The sequence below is a fragment of the Nesterenkonia ebinurensis genome (assembly GCF_008711175.1).
Classification (GTDB): domain Bacteria; phylum Actinomycetota; class Actinomycetes; order Actinomycetales; family Micrococcaceae; genus Nesterenkonia; species Nesterenkonia ebinurensis.
In genome coordinates, this window is record NZ_VWNF01000011.1 from 46,619 (window position 1) to 62,985 (window position 16,367).

General features: G+C 63.7%; 17 protein-coding genes and 2 tRNA genes. 7 read left to right on the forward strand and 12 right to left on the reverse strand.

All coding sequences use genetic code 11. The features are described 5' to 3' along the window. Nucleotides 1-86 precede the first annotated feature (86 nt). Entirely contained in the window at nucleotides 87-833 is a 747-nt protein-coding gene (locus F0311_RS04040; protein ID WP_150460679.1) for a class I SAM-dependent DNA methyltransferase, read from the reverse strand. Nucleotides 834-1,215: 382 nt separating this feature from the next. Here F0311_RS04040 and F0311_RS04045 point away from each other — a divergent pair, with 382 nt between their 5' ends. Continuing rightward, nucleotides 1,216-2,724 (forward strand): ABC1 kinase family protein, encoded by a 1,509-nt coding sequence (locus F0311_RS04045; RefSeq protein WP_223881175.1) that lies wholly within the window; start codon nucleotides 1,216-1,218, stop codon nucleotides 2,722-2,724. 212 nt (nucleotides 2,725-2,936) lie between these two features. Here the strand turns inward: F0311_RS04045 and F0311_RS04050 are convergent. From F0311_RS04050 to F0311_RS04065, 4 genes are all read right to left on the reverse strand, one after another. Further along, a tRNA-Met gene (locus F0311_RS04050) sits at nucleotides 2,937-3,010 on the reverse strand. Nucleotides 3,011-3,036: 26 nt separating this feature from the next. Further along, the gene (locus F0311_RS04055; RefSeq protein WP_150460681.1) at nucleotides 3,037-4,140 is read right to left on the reverse strand and encodes a glycosyltransferase family 4 protein; all 1,104 of its coding nucleotides are present in this window, start codon (nucleotides 4,138-4,140) and stop codon (nucleotides 3,037-3,039) included. After that, entirely contained in the window at nucleotides 4,137-4,541 is a 405-nt protein-coding gene (locus F0311_RS04060; RefSeq protein ID WP_396897416.1) for a 6-pyruvoyl trahydropterin synthase family protein, read from the reverse strand. The genes F0311_RS04055 and F0311_RS04060 overlap by 4 nt, the downstream gene beginning before the upstream one ends. A gap of 11 nt (nucleotides 4,542-4,552) precedes the next feature. Continuing rightward, nucleotides 4,553-5,530 (reverse strand): MDR/zinc-dependent alcohol dehydrogenase-like family protein, encoded by a 978-nt coding sequence (locus F0311_RS04065; protein ID WP_150460682.1) that lies wholly within the window; start codon nucleotides 5,528-5,530, stop codon nucleotides 4,553-4,555. Between the two features lie 56 nt (nucleotides 5,531-5,586). On the opposite strand from F0311_RS04065, the gene F0311_RS04070 reads away from it, so the two are divergent. Continuing rightward, nucleotides 5,587-6,831 (forward strand): glycosyltransferase, encoded by a 1,245-nt coding sequence (locus tag F0311_RS04070; RefSeq protein ID WP_150460683.1) that lies wholly within the window; start codon nucleotides 5,587-5,589, stop codon nucleotides 6,829-6,831. On the opposite strand, the gene F0311_RS04075 is transcribed toward F0311_RS04070, so the two are convergent. The 3 genes from F0311_RS04075 to F0311_RS04085 are packed head-to-tail and all read right to left on the reverse strand — an operon-like array spanning nucleotide 6,813 to nucleotide 9,622. Then, the gene (locus F0311_RS04075) at nucleotides 6,813-8,012 is read right to left on the reverse strand and encodes a glycosyltransferase (protein WP_150460684.1); all 1,200 of its coding nucleotides are present in this window, start codon (nucleotides 8,010-8,012) and stop codon (nucleotides 6,813-6,815) included. The two genes, F0311_RS04070 and F0311_RS04075, sit on opposite strands and share 19 nt — an antisense overlap. After that, a complete protein-coding gene (locus tag F0311_RS04080; protein WP_150460685.1) occupies nucleotides 8,009-8,785 on the reverse strand; it encodes a CDP-alcohol phosphatidyltransferase family protein in 777 nt (258 codons plus the stop codon). The genes F0311_RS04075 and F0311_RS04080 overlap by 4 nt, the downstream gene beginning before the upstream one ends. Nucleotides 8,786-8,794: 9 nt before the next feature. Continuing rightward, entirely contained in the window at nucleotides 8,795-9,622 is an 828-nt protein-coding gene (locus F0311_RS04085) for a phage holin family protein (protein WP_191089726.1), read from the reverse strand. A 109-nt stretch (nucleotides 9,623-9,731) separates the two neighbouring features. Here F0311_RS04085 and F0311_RS04090 point away from each other — a divergent pair, with 109 nt between their 5' ends. After that, nucleotides 9,732-10,193, forward strand: a complete 462-nt coding sequence (locus tag F0311_RS04090; RefSeq protein WP_191089727.1) for an NINE protein — start codon at nucleotides 9,732-9,734, stop codon at nucleotides 10,191-10,193. Nucleotides 10,194-10,374: 181 nt separating this feature from the next. Here the strand turns inward: F0311_RS04090 and F0311_RS04095 are convergent, their stop codons facing one another. Beyond that, a complete protein-coding gene (locus tag F0311_RS04095) occupies nucleotides 10,375-11,244 on the reverse strand; it encodes a siderophore-interacting protein (protein WP_150460688.1) in 870 nt (289 codons plus the stop codon). 207 nt (nucleotides 11,245-11,451) lie between these two features. Here F0311_RS04095 and F0311_RS04100 point away from each other — a divergent pair, with 207 nt between their 5' ends. Continuing rightward, nucleotides 11,452-11,931 carry an Hsp20/alpha crystallin family protein gene (locus F0311_RS04100; protein WP_150460689.1) on the forward strand — a complete coding sequence of 160 codons (480 nt, stop codon included), beginning with the start codon at nucleotides 11,452-11,454 and terminating at the stop codon, nucleotides 11,929-11,931. Between the two features lie 45 nt (nucleotides 11,932-11,976). Here F0311_RS04100 and F0311_RS04105 read toward each other — a convergent pair whose 3' ends face one another. Together F0311_RS04105 and F0311_RS04110 are read right to left on the reverse strand one after the other, a co-directional pair. Further along, complete coding sequence (locus tag F0311_RS04105; protein ID WP_223881123.1) at nucleotides 11,977-12,561, reverse strand: LOG family protein; 585 nt, start codon at nucleotides 12,559-12,561, stop codon at nucleotides 11,977-11,979. Between the two features lie 65 nt (nucleotides 12,562-12,626). Beyond that, a tRNA-Asn gene (locus tag F0311_RS04110) sits at nucleotides 12,627-12,698 on the reverse strand. A gap of 60 nt (nucleotides 12,699-12,758) precedes the next feature. On the opposite strand from F0311_RS04110, the gene purU reads away from it, so the two are divergent. Next, entirely contained in the window at nucleotides 12,759-13,622 is an 864-nt protein-coding gene (gene purU / locus F0311_RS04115; protein WP_396897417.1) for a formyltetrahydrofolate deformylase, read from the forward strand. Nucleotides 13,623-13,645: 23 nt separating this feature from the next. On the opposite strand, the gene F0311_RS04120 is transcribed toward purU, so the two are convergent. Continuing rightward, a complete protein-coding gene (locus tag F0311_RS04120) occupies nucleotides 13,646-14,335 on the reverse strand; it encodes an SDR family oxidoreductase (protein ID WP_150460692.1) in 690 nt (229 codons plus the stop codon). A 128-nt stretch (nucleotides 14,336-14,463) separates the two neighbouring features. Here F0311_RS04120 and F0311_RS04125 point away from each other — a divergent pair, with 128 nt between their 5' ends. Together F0311_RS04125 and menC are read left to right on the forward strand one after the other, a co-directional pair. After that, nucleotides 14,464-15,228, forward strand: coding sequence for a GNAT family N-acetyltransferase (locus F0311_RS04125; RefSeq protein ID WP_150460693.1), 765 nt, complete (start codon nucleotides 14,464-14,466; stop codon nucleotides 15,226-15,228). Between the two features lie 4 nt (nucleotides 15,229-15,232). Beyond that, entirely contained in the window at nucleotides 15,233-16,363 is a 1,131-nt protein-coding gene (menC, locus tag F0311_RS04130) for an o-succinylbenzoate synthase (RefSeq protein ID WP_150460694.1), read from the forward strand. Nucleotides 16,364-16,367 lie beyond the last annotated feature (4 nt).

Genomic DNA, 16,367 nt, shown 5'->3' on the forward strand with positions numbered 1-16,367 from the left:
GCACCGCAAGGGTTAGGACCAAAGACCATTCTGAAGGATGACATGGGCTCCGAATATGTTGCCCTGTGGCCGGGTGAAGCTAGCGTCTATGTAGTTGGCCGACGCCACACCGAGACATGCGAGGTGCTCTCGCCGCTGAATGGTTGCTTCTGCCAGTCTGCAAACCGCACCTCGAACTCTAGGTCCGCAAGCCGAGCCATAAGATCGAGTTCCGAGGGCCACACGTAACGGAAGTTATGCGGCATATAGCGGTACGACCCGTCTTCCTTTCGCAGGTAGTGGTGCGAGATCGCACGCTGAGTAACGAGGTCATAGGTGTCAAACCCGAGGTGATCAACCGAGACGTCGAAGGGTATCGCCTGTTGGCCTGGAGGCAGCCGGCGCAATGCTGGCACACCGACTTCGACCACGAACCGGCCTCCTGGGACAAGGTGGCGAGCGGCGTTGCGGAAACACTCCACCTGCGCATCCTGCGTGAAGAGATTCCCAATTGTGTTGAACACGAGATATACCAGCGTGAACTCTCCCTCCACGCGCGTCGTCGCCATGTCTCCAATGACAACGGGAATCTCTGTTGTTTTCTGTCTTAGTCGTGTAGCCATGGCTTCGGAATACTCGATTCCAGAGACCTCTACACCCCGGGCATGCAGGGGAAGTGCAACTCGTCCTGTTCCGATCGCGAACTCTAGTGCGCGACCATCAGCCGCTAAGTGAGAAAGGAATGACGTTGTGTTGTCCAGTAGTTCTGGCGCGAACATGGGGCTATCTGGATTGTCGTAACCCTCGGCCTGCATCTCGGTCCACAGATCACTGGGGACCCCGTCTGTCCTCATCTCTTCAGGCTACCGCGTCATGAGCGCTCTCCCCTATGATTCCTGCTCCCGACCGCTGACCCATGGCACCATGCGCGTCTATTATGGACCAGAGGGGTTCAGCAACCTACCTATGGGATCGAAACGTTAGAGGGTCTTTATGCACAACGCTAGTGCGCTGCTCACACTTACCGAACATCGTAAGCGTTTCCGCGAGGTGATCAGTGTTCTCGCCACGTATGGTCTCGCCGATACTGTCAGCAAAGATGTGGTGAACTCTCTGGAGCCGCTTCTTCGTGGGCGGCTGAAGTTATCTGATCCCGCTGTTGTAGATAAGTCACTCGGAGAGCTTCTGCGAGGGGCCATGATGGAGTTGGGAACGGCGTGGATCAAGCTGGGTCAGATGCTCAGTCTCCGCCCCGATGTGGTGGGCCCCACTGTTGCTGCTGAGCTGAGCCAACTGGATTCATCAGTCACCGCCGATGAAGCCTCAGTGGTCATCGGGACCGTTGAGAACGAACTTGGCGCTCCAGTAAATGACCTCTTTGCCAGCTTCTCCCCAGAACCTCTGGCCTCTGCCTCAGTAGCGCAGGTTCATAGCGCCACACTTTCTGATGGCACTGAGGTGGTCGTCAAAGTAATCCACCACGGTGCCGATGTTCGGGCACGGGAAGACTTGGAGATCATCACTGCTCTGGCCCATTTGTGGCAGCATAACGATCCAGGTGCTCAACAGTACCGCCCGGTCCAGATTGCTCAAGAGTTCTCGACGATGCTCAGAGACGCGGTGGACATGAGGGTGGAGTTGGCAAACTTGCGGACTTTTCGAGACAAGCTGTCTCATCACGAGGATCTCTATGTGCCCCAGCCATATGAGGAACTGTGCAGCGGACGTGTCCTGACGATGACCAGAGTTAAGGGCACACCCCTTCGTGATGCCAAGGCCATTCAGGGCAGCGGCTGGAAGGTAGAGGACTTAACCAACAAGGTCGTCTCTGTGTACTTCGAGATGATCTTTGAACACGGGACGTTCCACGCGGACCCGCAGCCTGGGAATCTCATGGTGATGCCTGGCCGTAAGCTTGCCCTTCTCGACTTTGGCGACATTGGCCGCTTCACTCCGGCGCGGCGGGAACAGATGGAATGGATTGTTCTGGCACTGGGCTTTCAGGATGCCGAAGCATTTGCCAATATCCTGATTGAAATCGCCAACCCGCCGCCCTCAACGGACATTGCTCAGCTACGCGCCGACCTGGGTGGCTGGTTCGACCGCCATATTTCTGTCGGTGTCGGACAGATCGACATCCCTGCTCTGGTCAATCAGGCTATGGATCTTCTCCATCACTATGGGCTGGTTCTCCCGGGTGACTTTATGCTGCTGGTCCGGGTGCTGCTTCAGCTGCAGGGATTGAGCAGTGCCGTAGGGGTGGGTCTCAACATCGAAGAGCTGATGAGCCCCTACGTTCGGCGCATTATGCTCTCCTATCTGAATCCGCGCCGAATCGCCCGTGAATTTGCCTCCAGCGGTCTCAGGTGGAGGCGGCTGGTCAAGAGTCTTCCGGATGATCTCTCGGAACTCATCAAGGGTGTCAGGCAGGGCACGATGACGGTGAACTTCAGTATTCACGATCCTGACCGCCTCACCGATAATGTGGTGGACGGGCTCATCAGCGCTGCTGCCTTGCTATCTTCTGCGCAGCTGATCTCTCGGGAGACTCCGCCGAAGGTCGCTGGGATCTCCGTACCGGGTGCTGTCGTGGCCGGGATAGGGGCAGCTACGTGGATCCGGGCGGCGAATCGCCGTCGTGAAGGATTCTCTTTGGTGTCTTCGGTACGAAATGTGGCCAAACTCGGGGGGAGGGCCTCGAAGAAGCGCCGCGAGGCGCTCAAGGATCACACAGCTGGTGACTGAGCCGCTGTTTGATAGGTCCAACCGGACAGGATGTGAACCTGCGAGCCCTTGCGGCCAGCTATCAGCAGCCCCACAACGGTCGCCAGCTCGGCGGATGATTTCTCCAAAGCTTGCACTGGGTAGCTGCAGTTAGCAGAGATAGAAAAGGTCGCCGATCTAGGAGAAGTCCTAGTCAGCGACCTTTCTCTGTAGGGAGTGCGGTGTCTTCTCTGTAGGGAGTGCGGGACTTGAACCCGCGACCCAAGGATTATGAGTCCTCTGCTCTAACCAACTGAGCTAACTCCCCGAGCGCGCTGAGCACGTCGCTCCATCCTAACTGAGGGTGGCGAAGACCTGGGCAGCCTCCTCCCAGGTCGGCAGAGTACGACGACGCCGCAGTGCCGTTTCCCGCAGCTCGGCCCGGTCCTCGGGTTCCTCCAGAAAGCGGCGTAGGCGGGCAGTCCAGGCAGCCGATTCCTGTGGATCCAACGGGATGCCGGCCTCACCAGCGGCCTCCTCCGCTCCGGTGCCCGCAGACACGAAGGCCGGCACCCCATGGGCGCAGGCCTCGGTAACCACCATCCCGTAGGTCTCCACCAGGGAGGGCAGCAGGAGCAGGTCTGCCTCCGCCCACAGCGCGCCCATCTGCTCCGAGTCCAGCACGCCACGGTGCTCCACGCGGCCAGGCAGTCTCCCCTGAAGATCGCGGAGAATCTGTTGCCCGAACTCTGAGTCGGCACCCGGTCCGGCCAGCACCAGCTGCCAGTCCAGGTCCAATAGCGGCTCCAGTGCCTGGCCGAGCAAAGTATGGTTTTTCACCGGGTTAAGGGTGGCTGCTGCCACAAAGTACACCTCCTTTTCATGAAGACACCGGGTTATATGGCGGTGTAGATGAGAAAACCCGGTGTAGTTGTCGCGGAGCGCAGTGCGATTCGGACTCGGGTCGGGTGAGCGAGGGGTTACCTCGACGCTGCTTCCGGGGTGGGCCACTGCTATATTCTGCCTCCGGTAGCGGCGCCGCAGCTCGCCAGCGCCCCATCGACTGACCGTGACGACATGGTCAGCCTCCAGGACCGCCCACTTCTCACGGGTCACCGCATCCGGATCACCGACACCTTCAGCGGCGAGCGCCGCGGCTAGCGGAAGGTGTATCAACAGTACGGTTTGGCCCGACAGGAGCGATTCCTCGAAGAGCTCAGGATGTGCGGAGCCGATCAACCCGTCAACTACCAGCAGTGCTGGGGCCAGACGAGCCCGAGCCTGCTCCACGGTCCTCTGCCCTGATCCATTCCTGAAGCGCTCTGGAGGAAGACGCAGCGTCTCCACCGTCACCCCCCGGGCCGCCAGCGCGGCACGCAACTGCTGGTTGTACCGCAACCCGCCGCTGATGGTGCCCAGCCGGGGCTCCACCCACAGCACCGGTCCTGCGCTGCTCACGGCTCCAGGTCGATCCGCACGGAGGCTCGGGCCCGTGGATGCTCCTCCGCGGCCACCTCCAGGGCCAGAAGCCCGTGGCCCTCCGGCAGCGCCTCAACAAGCTGGAGTCCCACATACTGACAGACCACCTCGGTGGTGGAGATCTTCCCCGCAAAGTCCGGATGCTCGTCCAGATTCTGATAGCGCAGCGGCTGAAGCACCCCGGCCAGCAGCTCGGAGGCCAGCCCGATGTCCATCACCACCCCGTGCTCGTCCAGGCCACGGCGCTCGAAGGTGGCGGTGATCGCCAGGGTGGCGCCGTGCAGCTGCTGGGCAGGCCCGAAGAACTCTCCGGGAAGGGAGTGGGCGATCATCACGTGGTCATCCACGCTCAGCCGGAACACCGGTATCTGCTCAACCATCAAAAAGCTCCTCAGTAGGTGACAACATGCAGGATCTCATCCCGGGTCCAGACCTTGCCACAGGCGAAGTCCTCCATCACTGCGGGCAGCTGCTCAAGCGGCGAGTGCCCGGTCACCAGCGCATCGAACCGCTCATCGAGCAGGTTCAGGGCCGCGGTCAGCCGCTCCCGGCGGGTACGACGCAGCCGCTTGGGCGCAGCCACCTGGCCCACCTGGGTGGAGACCAGGCTCAGCCGGCGAGCGTGGAAGTCCGCGCCCAGCGGCACCCGGGGCTGCTGGGCGCCGTACCAGGACATCTCCACCACGACGCCGTCGTCACCGGTGATCTCCAGGGCCCGGGCCAGCCCGGGCTCACTGGCCGAGGTGTGGAGCACGGCATCGTTATCCCCCTGCGCCTTCTCAGGGCCGACCGCATCGAGTCCCAGCTGCTCAGCAATTGCGCGTCTGCCAGAGTCGACTTCCACCACCTGGAGCCGAGAAGGGGTGAGCCGCTGGACCAACAGCGCGGTCACCAGACCCACCAGACCCGCACCCACCACCGCGATCCGGTCGCCCAGGCTGGACCGGGACTCCCACACGGCGTTGAGGCCGACCTCAGCGATCCCGGCCAGCAGGGCACGCTCACTGGACATGCCCTCCGGCACCAGGTGGCAGTCCCGGGCAGCGGCGACCACATGGCTGCGGTGCCCGGAGAGGGTGAAGACCCGCTGGCCGAGCAGCTCCTGGGGACCGCGGATCACCGTGCCCACATTGAGATAGCCGTGGCTGACCGGGCAGGGCAGCTCGCCCAGCTGCTGCGGGGCTGCCATCAGATCCGCCACCGCCTCAGGGACCTCCCCGCGGTAGACCAGGGTTTCGGTGCCCGGGGAGATCGCTGAGCACTCTGTCTCGATGAGCATCTCCTCTGGCCCCGGCTCCGGCAGGGCGGTATGCCGCACCCGGGCAGAGCCAGGTGCCTCAATCCAGAACTCGCGGCCAGGCGGCGTCATAAGCTATATCATCCCAGGTCAGGCCGTACAGAAGCTGGAAGTGAAAGACTGTGCCCATGAGGCTCTTCGTCGACTGCCGGTATGTGCGCACCCGGGTGCATGACGGCATCTCCCGATACACGGCCTCCCTGGTGGCAGCCGCCGCATCCAAGGCAGAGATCACCATGCTGATCAGCGACCCGGGGCAGCTGAACCTGCTGCCTGACCTGCCCCATCTGAGGATCAGCTCACCCACCGGGCCGGCCGAGCCGTTCGTAGCCCGGCAGCTGAACCGGCACTCCCCCGACGTGGTCTTCTCGCCCATGCAGACTATGGGCAGCCTGGGCCGGCGCTACCGGCTGATCCTCACCCTGCACGACCTCATCTACTACCAGCACCGCACCCCGCCGAAGAACCTCCCCGCCCCTGTCCGGCTGGGTTGGCGGGCCTACCACCTCAGCTACACCCCGCAGCGGGTGGCACTGAACCGGGCCGACGCGGTGGCCACGGTCTCGCAGACCACCGCGGATCTGATCAGCAGGCACCGGCTCACCAGGCGACCGGTGCATCTGGTTCCCAATGCTCCCCAGGCGGTGGCCTCCCCGCGCGACCCCGGCAACCGGCCGACCAAGGAGCTGGTCTACATGGGCTCCTTCATGGAGTACAAGAACGTATCGGGGCTGATCGCCGGGCTGAACCTGCTGCCGGACTACCGACTGCACCTGTGCTCTCCGGTGGAGCCGGCCCAGCGGGCGCAGCTGAGCGGGCTCGCCGAGCGGCCCGGCCAGCTGGTATTCCACCACGGGATCAGCGAGCAGGACTACCACCGGCTGCTGCGCCGGGCCACCGCCCTGGTGACCCTGTCCAAGGCTGAAGGGTTCTGCCTGCCGGTGGTGGAGGCGCTGAGCCACGGCACCCCGGTGATCACCTCTGATCTGCCCATCTTCCGGGAGGTCGCCGGGAATCTCTCCAACACCCCGGCAGCCCAACTGGTGAACAACGACGACGCCCGATTTAACCAAGTGAAGAACCGCCCTTCCCCGAGCTCCTCCTCCGAGAGACGACTGAGCCGAGTGGAATGCGGCGCTTGCGGCGCAATTTCGGCAGCGACTGAGGATTGCCCCCGATGCGGGCAGGCGCTTGAGGAGGGTCAACGAAGGGATGCCGCGAGACTGGCTGAGGCCGTCATCCGCCTGGAGAGCCCGGGAACTTTTGCTGAGGCCAGCAGGGCCGCCCACCGACGCAGCCTGGCCTACTCCTGGGAGAACTCCGCTGATCGGCTGGTCAGCTTGGCGGGCTCACTTCACCAGTCTTCGAACTGACCGGTCTCCACCCAGTCGTGCCCGTAATAGAGCGCTTCATAGGAGGCCATAGTCTTATCGATGGCGTGCTGGTTGGCCTTCTCCCGGCTGACCGCGCCCATCGCCACCCGCTCCCCCGGGGAGAGGTGGAAGATCCGGTTGAGCTGGGCGGCCAGGTGGTCGCTGTCATAGGGAGTGAACAGGTAGCCGTTCTCGCCCTCGGCCACCAGGTGCGGCAGGGCCAAGGCATCGGCCAGCACCACTGGCTTACCTGCGCTCATCGCTTCCAGGGAGACCAGTGACTGCAGCTCAGCAGTGCCGGGCTGGCAGAACACCTCCGCTGCCAGATAGGACTCCCGGAGGGCGGCGTCGTCGATATGCCCGCGGAAGGTGACCCGGTCCTGCAGTCCCAGGTCGGTGACCTGGTCTCGGAGCTTATCCCGCTGCTCGCCGTCGCCGACGATCTCAGCGGCGATCTGCAGCCCGGGGTCGGTCTTGGCCACCGCATCGATGAGCACATCCACGTTCTTCTCCACGGCCAGCCGGCCCACGAACAGCACCGTGGGCTTCTCTCGCCTGGGGATGGCCTCCCCGGGTTGGGGGCTGTAGTAGTTCACATCGATCCCGTTGGAGAGCGGCAGCACATGCTCGAACCCGCCCTTGGCCTTCATGGTCTCCGCGGCCAGCGGGGTGGGGGTGGTGACCACTGCGGCTTTGCGCATCAGCTGGCCCATATCCCGCCAGGAGTTCTTCGAGATGATGTTCTTGAACCATTGCGGGAAGGGCATGAAGGGGTCCAGGTTCTCCGGCATAAAGTGGTTGGTGGCGATCAGGCGCACCCGGGCGGCCTCAGCGGCCAGGATCGCTGCCTTGCCGATCATGTAGTGGCACTGCACATGCACTACATCAGGCTGCAGCTCACGGACCAGACGACGCATGGCTGGTTCCACCAGCGGCGGCAGGCAGAGCCGGTAGTACTCGTGAGTGGGAGCCTTGAACGATCGAAACCGGTGGATAGTGGCCTCATCCCGGTGCTCCACGGTGTCCGGGCCGGGGCCCGAGCGTGCGGCGGCGATGTGCACATTATGCCCGCGGGCGGTCATATGCTTGGCCAGCCGGTAGCCGAAAACGGCAGCCCCGTTGACATCGGGCGGGTAGGTGTCGGCGGCGATGAGCACGGTCAGCGGCTTCGGGACGCTCACTGGGCGCGGGCCCTCCTCGGCGTCGCAGCGGCGGCCCCTGGAGCCCCCGGGCTCTGGTCTGCGTCGGTGATACGCGGAACAGCTCCGGTCAGCAGCGGATCCTGATGCTCGGCGCTGATCCCGATCCGGGCCCAGGTGCTGCGCTTCCAAGGGTTGATCCCCGCCCTGCGAAGCCGCCAGAACTTGGCCTGAGCCTGGAGGAGATAGTCAATGGAGGCGATGATATGCATCACCACTCCGGCAATCAGCAGCGATTCGGTCACCAGGGGAAAGAGCCCGTTGAGGCGCTCCTGGAACTCCGGGAGCTGCGCCAGCAGGAGCATGGGCAGACTGATCATCAGGCAGGCGGTGCGGAACTTACCCATCCCGGAGACCGGCAGATGCGGGGTCCCGGCGAAGAACAGTGCCGCGTGGGCGAACAGCACCAGGTCCGGGATCAGAATGGCCCAGATCAGCCAGTCCGGGGCGATCTCGAAGTACACCAGGGTCAAGGTGACGATGATCATCGATACCCGGTCGGCCAACGGGTCCAGCCAGCGGCCCACTGTGGACATCTGGTTGAAGAACCGGGCGATGAACCCGTCGATCCAGTCTGTGGCGGCCAGTGCTACCAGCACCCAGAACGCTTCCATGTACTGGTCCTCACGGACCAAGAGCACGAATACCGGCACCAGCAGGAAGCGCAGCACAGTGACGACGTTCGGCACGGTCCAGAACGTCTGATGCACGGTGTACTCGAAACCCTGGCGGGTTCCGGCACCAATGATTCTCACCCGTTCAGTCTATTTCTTGATCAGCTCACGTAGGAACGCACCAGCGGCGGCGGTAGCCCCTCCGGCCACGGCTAACGGCTTCCACCGCTGGGCCAGAAACTGCTGAGCGCCGGACTTCTCCGATTTGGCACCGCTGGCCTCTGGAGCAGGTGCTGCCGGCGGCGCCTGGGCGATCGGCGAACTGGCCAGTTCGTCATCGGCGGGTTTCTTCTTGGGGAAGCGGCTGCGCACCTGGTCCTGCAGCCCGGCGATGTGGTCCCGGCGCAGGGCGGTGCGGCGCAGCAGCTCGGAGTAACTGGGCTGCTGCGGCTTTCCGGCACCAGGTGTCTTGGCATCGCGCTTCTTCTGCTCGGCGGCCTTGCGCTTAGCCTCGGCTTTGGCGCGGCGCTTCTGCTCATCCTGGCGGTCCAGGGTCTTGGGATCGAAGCCAGTGCCTTCACGGGCCACACCGAGGTCCAACCGGAAACCGCGGATGGCATCCTCAGGCTTCAGCGGCATGGTCCTTTTGAGCTTGAACACCCCGATCAGCGCGAAGATCGCAGCAATCAGCAGGAAGGCGCCGGCTACGATGAGCGCGGCCAGCCAGAGGGCGAGTCCGGCGGCGTGCAGCCCGGCGATGGCTGCCACAATGAGCGCAACCACCAGGAAGGTGACAAAGACCAGGCCCACCACCATCAGCGCAGCAGCAATACCGGCGGCGATCCCCTTGGCCTTCATCTGGGCTGCGGCCAGGGCAATCTCGTCGTTGATCTGTTTGGGTCCCAGCCGCACCAGAACCTTGGCGATCTCGAACAGCGAAGGTTTCGGTGCCGTGCTCTTGGTGTGCTGCTGCGCCAAGACAGCGCCTCCATCCATAGTTGAGAAGCGGACAATTATGTCCAAACTACCACCTACTGTCCGGTACAGGGGGCCAGCGCGCACTCCCGACAGCAGTAGAATCTCAAGCATGGCCGGTGACTATGACCTCGATGAGCTCTACGCCAATACCTACACCGAAGATGACCGGCAGGCCTTCGAGAATCAGCCTGAATCTGAGAAGAAGTTTCTGATCGCCTGGGCTCTGGCGCTGTTCTTGGGCCCGCTCGGCGCGCAGCGCTATTACCTGGGCTATATCCCCACTGCGGTGCTGAAGACCACGCTGTGCTGTGCCGGAGCGGTGCTCATGACAGCCGGGGTGACCAATATCGGCTCAGCGCTGATCGGGGTGGTGGGGGCCTGGACTGTCATCGATCTGTTTCTGCTGCTCTCCGGAACCATGCGGGACCAGGCGGACCACCGACTCTCCGGCTACACCCGCTATGGCGGGATCTGCGCGGCGCTGACCGTGCTGGTACTGGTGGGCTGGCTGATCGTCGCACTGATCATCGGCACCAGCGCCGGGGTCAGTGCTGGTCCCGGGGCGCTGTAGGCCGTGACCTAACCCGCACCAGCCCAAAGCATTGGCACAGGTGCCCAACATCACGACTCCTGCCGCCGCCTCTCGGCGTACCTTAGGTGCTATTACCGTTGGGCGTGCGCTTCTCTGCTTGGAACTGCACGCCGCGCCGCTGCTCCGCACAGCGGAGCGGGTCCCGAGGCGGGCGCGTCGCTTACTCGGGGTCGATCTTGCCGATCGGCAGTCTCTTCTCAGCTTGGAAGGCGTCTTCTCTACGGCCGTAGGCCCAGTAGGCGGACAGTGACATGCCCTTGCGGTCCAGCCCACGCTCGGTGACCAGCAGCCTGCGAATCAACTTCATCTGCTCGCGCTCACCGTGGATGAATACCTGCACATCCCCCTCAGGGATCTGCACAGTCTGCAGATGCTGGGCCAGCTTGGCTGATTCAGGGGTAAATTCACCGCGATGCAGCCAGGTGACCTCCACACCCTCGGGAGCGGCAAAGGGCACCTCATGGCTGCTGTCACGGACTTCCACTACGACGACGCCCCGGGCCTGACTGCCCAGGCTCTCCACGGCTGCTGCAATGGCCGGCAGGGCCGACTCATCGCCTGCGATGAGGTGGAAGTCGGCCTCAGGCCGCGGCGCGTAGCCCGAGCCGGGCCCAAAGAAGCTGATCGTATCCCCAGGTTGGGCATTGGCCGCCCAGGGACCGGCGATCCCCTCGTCGCCGTGGATCACGAAATCCACCCAGATCTGCTGGTTCTCCCAGTCGATGTGCCGGATGGTGTAGGTGCGAGTCACCGGCATCTGCCCAGGTTCCAGCTGCTCGCGCAGAGCGTCCAGATCGTAGGGCCGGGTCAGTCCCAGGGCTGGGTCAGCGAAGAGCAGCTTGATGTACTGGTCAGTGTCAGACTTGAACTCGATATCGCCAAACTGCTCGCCGCCGAGCACCACCCGAATCATATGCGCGGTGAGCTGCTCAGTACCTACTACCTCAAGCAGGCGTTGGACCCGTGGCTTCCGGGCTGGTCGGGCAGAGGATTGCGCGGTCTTGGCTGCTGTGGCGGACTCAGTAGACATGAACCTCACCCTACAAGAAAGGTCATCCTAAGTCAGTTTCGTGAATCACAGGAGACATAACCTCTCCGAGAAAATTGAGCGAAACTGACTCAAGTTGCGGGAATAGGTGAGCGGACGGCGTCGTTATGCATCACTGACAGTGTCAAGACGGCACTGATCTCACCGTTGTAGGTGATGAGTTGCTTTCGCAAAAGGAGCTGATTACTGATGACCAACACCACTTTGACCCGCTTGGATCCCTTCTCCGTGTTCGACGACATGGTGCGCTTGATCCGCAGCCCGTTGGCCCAGGAAGTCCAGCGCAATTCCAGGTTCGTGCCCGCGGTGGACGCTCACCGGGACGGCGAAAACCTGGTGCTGCAGGCTGATCTGCCCGGTATCGACCCGGAGAACGACATTTCCGTGGAGCTGACCGGCCGCACTCTGACCATCTCCGGCGAGCGCCGCAGCCAGAACGAGGCTGAGGGTTTGCGCGAGGTGCGCTACGGCAGCTTCTCCCGCACCGTGACCCTGCCGGCGGACGTGGACGAGGGCTCCATCACCGCCGAGTACACCCATGGTGTGCTGAAGGTTGTGGTACCCGGGGTCTACGCCGAGGAGAAGCCCCACCGGATCCGGATTCTCTCCAGCACCGGGGAGACCACCCAGGTCTCCGGACAGGACGAGAAGAAGGAGATCAACGCCTAAGCAGTGCGCATAGAGAAGAGGGTCGCCAGTTGGCGGTCCTCTTCTCTATGCGGCGCTCTGGACGGGCTCGAAGTGCTTCAGGTCCCAGCCGCGCAGCTTACCGATCAGCTCTTCGGGCTCCTCAGCGATGACCAGGGCATCCCGTCGCCAGGCGGCAATGAACCCCTCCTCCACCTGATGGTCGATCATCTCCAGCAGCGGATTCCAGAACCCCTTGGTGTTATACAGGGCCACCGGCTTGGCATGAATGCCCAGATACTGCCAGGTCCACACCTCGAAGAGCTCCTCCAGGGTGCCCATTCCGCCAGGAAGGGCCACGAAGGCATCCCCCAATTCCCCGAGCTGAGCTTTGCGCACGTGCATATCAGGCACCACCTGGAGGTCGGTCACCCCGTGATGGGCGACTTCACGCTCCATCAGCACTTCAGGGATCACACCGACCACCTCACCACCAGCCTCGAGCGCGGAGTCGGCCACCTGACCCATCAGCCCCACTTTGCCGCCGCCGTAGACCACCCCGATCCCTGCTTGGGCCAGGGATGTGCCGAGATTCCGAACCTCCTGCTGATAGGTGAGGTCATGGCCGGAAGCTCCCCCAGTGAATACCGTGATGCGCTTGAGTTCAGTCACAGAATTTTCCTCCTGAGATGAATGGAGCCCTCTGCCCGGGCGGGCAGAGGGCTCCATTCGTTGCGCTCCCCCGGCTGGACTCGAACCAGCAACCACTCGATTAACAGTCGAGTGCTCTGCCATTGAGCTACGGAGGAATGGACCTAGAAATCTTAGCAGGGAACACGCCTGCGGGAAAAATCCGTATGATGTGGCGGGTGAGCCCAAGCCCCGATATCGCCCGACTGATCATCTCCTGCCCCGACCAGCACGGCATCGTAGCTGCCGTCTCGCAGCTGATCGCAGAGCTCGGCGGCAACATCATCACCCTGGACCAGTACTCCACCGGGGTCGAGGACGGCCAGTTCTTCCAGCGCACGGTCTTCCACCTGCCCGGCTTCGCCCAGCGGCGGGCTGAAATAGAGCAGGTGATCGAGGAGCGGCTGGCCCAGCGGTTCTCCATGGACTTCCAGCTCACCGATGCCTCTGCCCCCAAGCGGGTGGCGATCCTCGCCTCCAAGACCGACCACTGTCTGCTCGACCTGCTTTGGCGCCACCGCCGCGGCGAACTGCCCATGGAGATCCCCCTGGTGGTCTCCAACCACCCCGACCTGGAGGGGGATGTCCGCCGCTTCGGGATCGAGTTCCATCACGTCCCGGTGGACCGGCGCAATAAGCCGGAAGCCGAGACCGAGCATCTGAAGCTGCTTCAGGGCAAAGTGGACCTGGTGGTCCTGGCCCGTTATATGCAGATCCTCTCACCAGCGTTCCTGGAGACGGTAGGGGTGCCGGTGATCAACATTCATCACAGCTTCCTGCCCGCCTTCATCGGCGCCGGCCCGTACCAGAAGGCCAGGGACCGCGGGGTCAAGCTGATCGGCGCCACCGCCCACTACGTCACCGAGGATCTGGACGAGGGCCCCATCATCGAACAGGACGTCATCCGTGTCTCCCACGCCGACGACGTCGCCCAGCTCACCCGCTACGGGGCAGACGTGGAGCGCGCTGTGCTCTCCCGGGCGGTGAAGTGGCACTGCGAGGACCGGGTCATCCGCCACGACAACACCACGATCGTCTTCTGAACGGCCCGCAGCAAAGCACCGGATCAGGGGTTGACCGGGCGGATGGTCAGCTCCTGGATCATCGAGGCTGCCTCATTGTCCACAGCCAGCCGGGCAGTTTTGGCGACCGCCTCTGGGGAGATGTAGCGGGCGCCGTCGTACGCGTTGTTGCCGTAGGAGGCCTGCAGCGCAACCTGCATCTCAGTGTCCACCTGCCCCGGATGCAGCGAGGTGACCCGCACTGCCCCGCGCTCCTCCTCACGCAGCGCATCGGTGAAGGCGCGTAGGGCGAATTTGGTGCCGGAGTACAGTGCGGAGCCAGCCCGTGAGGCGTACCCGGATCCGGAGTTGATGGTGATGACCTGCCCGCTGGCTTCGCGCAGCGCCGGCAGGGTCAGCCGGGTCAGCTCAGCCACCGCGAAGACATTGATCTCAAACATCTGCCGCCATTCGTCAAGCGGGGCCTCAGCCACCGGCCGCATCCAGGCCAGGCCTGCCGAATGCACCAGCACATCCAGGGTTTCCCGCCCGGCCTGCACCCAGGCGCGCTCCACTGCCTGAGCATCCCCCAGGTCGGCGAGGAAGGGCTCGGCACTGGGCAGGGCGGCCACCACCTCGTTGACCCGATCAGGATCAGTCCCGCCCACCAGCACATGGTGGTCGCGGCCCAGCTCCTGGGCCACTGCCTTGCCGATGCCGCGGGAAGCTCCAGTGATCAGTGCTGTCTTCTGCATGACTCCACCCTACCCGTGTGCTCTCTGCCAACTCTCGGCAGGAAACTGTCGGAATAGCAGCCGCATCACGCATTCCAGCAGTTTCTTGACGTGAGTTTCCCAGCGGCGGGCAGAGATAGGCTTGGAGGATGAGCAATGCACCGAACACCCCCGCCGAGCAGCTGACCCTGAGCTCCGGGCTGATTGTCCGCGAGCTGGCAAACTATGGCGAGCTCAAACAGGCCTGCCAGCTCTACCGCGGAGTCTTCGGCTACACCGGGGAGGACGAGTCGCTGAACCCCCGTATGCTCTCCTCGCTGCTGACCCATTCCGGCTCAGTGGTCGGCGCGGTAGACACCTCCGGAACGGTGCTGGCCTTCGCCTACGGCTGGACTGCGGTGGAGGGTGGCGACGACGCCCATACCTACCATTTCTCCCAGGCGGCCGTGGTCTCCTCCACCCTGCAGGGTCAGGGGGTGGGTCGGTCGTTGAAACGGGTTCAGGCCTCCCTGGCTACCCGTTCCGGGGCTCAGCGGATGCGCTGGACCTATGATCCGCTGCTGGCGCGCAATGCCCATTTCAACCTGGATGTGCTGGGCGCGCAGGGCCGTTGGTACACCCCCGATGCCCAGGGGCTGCCCGGCACCGACCGGATCACCGTGGAGTGGCGGTTCACTGGGCACCAGGGCGAGCCCGCGGCGGGCGGCTCCGCACCACCTCCTCTTGGCGTAGCCGAACTGCACACCGAGGGCTCCACCACCTATCTGGGGCTTCCTGCGGCTAAACCGGTTGACCCTGATCTGGCCGCGGGTTTGCGCCACACCATTCGCGGGCTCTTCGAGCAGGGCTTCGCCGCAGCCTCCTGCACCCGCACCGACCCGCACACTGCTGTCTACACCTTCACGAAGGACTGAACCTATGCGCATTGTTGAAGCCGTGATCCATGATGTGGAGCTGCCGCTGGTGCACTCCTTCGAGACCTCCAGCCATCGGAAGTCCTCATTGCGCCACCTGCTGGTGGAGATCACCGATGCCTCCGGGGTCAAGGGTTGGGGCGAGATCGCTTCCCCGGCCGGCCCCTACTACGCCTCAGAGACCACCACGGTGGCCTGGCACACCGCCACCGAATATCTGCTGCCGGCAGTGCTCGGCAAGGAATGGGAGCACCCGGATGAGGTCTCCGGGCTCTTCGCCAAGATCCGCGGCCACTGGTTCGCCAAGGCGGGGGTGGATATGGCTGCTTGGACGCTCTGGGCCGCGCAGTCCGGCCAGTCGCTGGCCCAGGCTCTGGGCGGCACCCGACAGTCTGTGGTGGCCGGGGTATCGCTGGGGATTGAGCCGAGCATCGAGGAACTGCTGGTGCAGGTGGCCAAGCATGTGGACTCCGGCTACCCGCGGGTCAAGCTGAAGATCGCACCGGGTTGGGATGTGGAGCCGGTGAAGGCGGTCCGTGAGGCCTATCCGGACCTTGATGTGCATGTGGACGCCAATGGCGCCTACCCGGGTCAGGGCCAGGCAGGGTACGACGACGCCCTGGCTGTCTTCGGTGCCCTGGACCGGTACGAGCTGACCATGATCGAGCAGCCTTTCGCCCCGCGGAACTTCTTGGACTCTGCCCGGCTTCAGGCCGAGCTGGACACCCCGGTCTGCCTGGATGAGTCGGTGGAGACTCTGGATGATCTGCGCACCGCGATCGAGCTGAAGGCCGGCGGGGTGCTGAACATCAAGGTCTCCCGGATGGGCGGACTGAGCGCTGCCCGGGCTGCCCATGACCTGGCACAGCAGGCAGGCTGGCCGGTCTGGTGCGGGGGGATGCACGAGTTCGGCATCGGCCGGCTGGCCAATGTGGCGATCAGTTCGCTGCCGGGCTTCACCCTGCCCTCGGATGTCTCAGCCAGCAAGAAGTACTACGCCGAGGACGTCATCAGCCCGCCGGTGACCGCGGAGGCCGGGAACGTCACCGTCCCCTCCTCCCCCGGACTGGGCGCCGAGGTGCGCACCGAGCTCATTGCCGCCCACGCCACCCAGGTCCGGAGATTCACGGACTAGCGAC